1 protein-coding gene is annotated in these 1,653 nt (G+C 62.6%); it reads right to left on the minus strand.

Annotated elements, in window-relative coordinates:
* A partial coding sequence (locus tag BKD70_RS23470) for a type I secretion system permease/ATPase (protein ID WP_070415498.1) occupies positions 1-1,653 on the minus strand: 1,653 nt, incomplete at both ends.

Here is a 1,653-nt window from a genome sequence, read left to right on the forward strand (position 1 = left end):
TGCCCCTTCTTCAACGCTTCCATGACCACGGCTTTCGGGCCGTCCGCGAGAATCTGCCCACGGTCGACCACCAGCAGACGATCAACCAGGGAGAGCAGTGAGGCTCGGTGCGTGACCAGCACCACGGTTTTGTTTTGCACCACGGCTTGTAGGCGTTGCTTCAAGCGTTCTTCACCGGTGTTGTCCATGGCGCTGGTGGGTTCGTCCAGCAGCAGCATGGGCGGGTTGAGCAGCAGCGCACGGGCCAGGGCGACGTTCTGACGCTGGCCGCCGGACAGGTTCTGCCCACGCTCGCCGACTTGCAGCTCGTAGCCTTGGGGATGCAGGCGGGCAAATTCGTGCACGCCAGCCAGTTCGGCAGCTTGCAAAACCATTTCATCCTCGACGTAGCGCGCACCGCTGACCAGGTTGTCGCGCAGGGTGCCGGCCAGCAATTGAATGTCTTGGGCGACATAGCCGATGTTGTGGCGCAGCTCGCTCACGTCGATCTGGCGCACGTCCACGCCGTCCACCAGCAAGGAGCCGGAGTCGGGTTGGTAAAGGCCGACGATCAACTTGGCCAGGGAGCTTTTGCCCGAGCCGCTGCGGCCGATGATGCCGATTTTTTCCCCTGGCTTGATCACCAGGTTGATGTTTTTCAGCGCCAGGTTCTGCTGGTTCGGGTAAGTGAAGTTCAGGCCGCGGCACTCGATGGCGCCTTGCAGGGTGCGCCGGCTCATGGGGCGCTCTTCGAAGTTGCGCTCCTGGGGCAGCTCCATCATCTGGTCCACCGAGGTCATGGTGACCTTGGCTTGCTGATAGCGCGTCAGCAGGCCCGACAGCGAGGCCAACGGGCTCAAGGCACGACCACTGAGCATGTAGCAGGCAATCAGGCCGCCCATGCTGAGGTTGCCGTCGATGATCTGGTACACGCCGAACACGATCATGATCACGCCGGCCAGTTGCTGGATCAGCAGGGTCATGTTCATCGACAGGCCCGACAGCAACTTCACCCGCAGCTCAAGCCGGCTCAGGGTACCGATGGTCTGTTCCCAGCCGTACTGACGCTCGCTCTCGGCATTGTTGACCTTGACCGCATCAAGCCCGGCGAGGGTTTCGATCAGGCTCGACTGGCGCTCGGCGGCCAGCGCCATGGTGCGTTCCATGGTCGCGACCAGGGGCTTTTGCAAGGCGTAGCCGATGCCCAGGGCCAGTGGGAACGCCAGCACCGGAATCCACACCAGGTGCCCGCCGAGAATGGCGATGACCAGGAAGATCAGCAGCGTAAACGGCAGGTCGATCAGGCTGGTGAGGGTCAGCGACGCGAGGAAGTCGCGCAAGCTTTGAAACTCATGGATGTTCTGCGCGAAGCTGCCGACCCGCGCCGGACGGTATTTCATGGACATGCCGACGATGCGCTCGAACAGCGTGGCCGAGATGATCAGGTCGGTCTTTTTACCGGCCAGGTCCAGGCACAGGCTGCGCAGGCTTTTGAGGATCAGGTCGAACAGGTAGGCACCGCAGATGCCCACGGCCAGCACCCACAGGGTGGCGGTGGCCTGGTTCGGCACAACGCGGTCGTACACGTTCATCACGAACAGCGGCGCGGCCATGGCGATGATGTTGATCAGGAAGCTGGCGGCGATGGCGTCGGTGTAGAGCCAGCGTGAACGC

This window comes from Pseudomonas sp. BS-2016, assembly GCF_001806145.1.
Lineage (GTDB): Bacteria > Pseudomonadota > Gammaproteobacteria > Pseudomonadales > Pseudomonadaceae > Aquipseudomonas > Aquipseudomonas lundensis.